2 pseudogenes are annotated in these 1398 nt (G+C 63.3%); both read right to left on the reverse strand.

The features are described from left to right. Positions 1–461, reverse strand: a pseudogene (locus EOA23_RS34705) (peptidase M15A); the annotation flags it as partial. Positions 462–787: 326 nt separating this feature from the next. Beyond that, positions 788–1398: pseudogene (locus tag EOA23_RS34710) on the reverse strand (alpha/beta hydrolase); the annotation flags it as partial.

Raw genomic sequence — 1398 nt, forward strand, 5'->3', positions numbered from 1 at the left:
GTGCTGAACAGCGAGGCGAACAGGCTCTCCTTCGGCGCGGCGACCTGCGGCTGCGGCGGCTCGCCCGCGGTCACATAGACGCCGTTGCTCATGGCCTGCGTGGTCGCCTGCGCCTTGGACGCAATGGCGGCGGCATCGCCGGCGGCGACCTGCTGGGCGACGGCTTGTGTCTGTTCCGCGGTCTGCGCCGGCTGAACCAGCGGTTGCGGCGTGTTGCCGGCAATCGCGGCGGCGCCCATGGGTACGGCGACGTCAGGGAAGGCGGCTTGCGGCCGCGTCTCCGGCACATAGGCGACCTTCTCGGGCAAAGGCGTGTCGCCTTCGCTCATCACGGTCGCTGCCGCATCGCTGGTCGCGGATGCCACTTGGGCCGACGAATCGGCGGTTGTTACCGTCTTGGCGCCGGACGACGCGCTCATTTCGGTGGCGGTTGAATTGTAGGCGGGCGAAACGACCGACATGGTCGGGTCGCCGGTCGATGTGCAGGAGGCCAGAAGCACGGAGAAAAGCGCTGCCGCTATGCTGCGACCTTCCCTTCGTGCAAGACGCCAACCTACTGATTTCAAAATAAATTCCCCCTCGGCATCCGGTCGGTTCGTCATCGCCGCGCCACTCCAGCATCGCGCCGCGATAACCCTCCTGTTCCCAACCGGAAACGGGACATGTGTCCAATCTGCAAGCCTCGGAATTAATCTGCGTCGGAAGGCGATTTGAGGCTGTGAAACGATTGACGCCACCATTTCGCCCTGTTTTGACGGCCCGTCAACTCACCAGACATTACAGTCCGTTACACACGCACCTTGACATAGGTGCCCGGCGCATCTCCCAAGGTTTTCATACGCTTGCCGGGTTCGCGGGCGGGCACGCGGATGTTGTCCTGGTTCTCGATCCAGTGCTGCCAGTGCGTCCACCAGGACCCCGGATGCTCATGCGCCGCGGCGAGCCAGGCGTTGAAATCGCCCACCGGCTTACCGCCGGTCCAGTACTGATATTTCCTGGCGGCAGGCGGGTTGACGACGCCGGCGATGTGGCCGGAACCCGCCATCACATACTCCACGTCGCCGCCGAAGAACCGCGAGCCCAGGAACACCGAAAGCGCCGGCGCGATGTGGTCTTCCTTCGTCGCAAGGTTGTAGACGGGGATGGTTATGTCGGCCAGCGACACCGTGCGGCCGGCAAGCTCCATCGTGCCGCGTGAAAGATTGTTCTCGAGATAGCAGTTGCGCAGATAGAAGGAGTGGTTGGCCGCCGCCATGCGCGTGGAATCGGAATTCCAGTAGAGCAGGTCGAAGGGCAGGGGCTCCTTGCCGCGCATATAATTGTTGATGACATAGGGCCAGATCAGGTCGCCCGAGCGCAGCATGTTGAAGGCGGTGGCCATCTTGGTGCCTTCGAGAT

The organism is Mesorhizobium sp. M2A.F.Ca.ET.042.01.1.1, assembly GCF_003997405.1.
GTDB lineage: Bacteria > Pseudomonadota > Alphaproteobacteria > Rhizobiales > Rhizobiaceae > Mesorhizobium.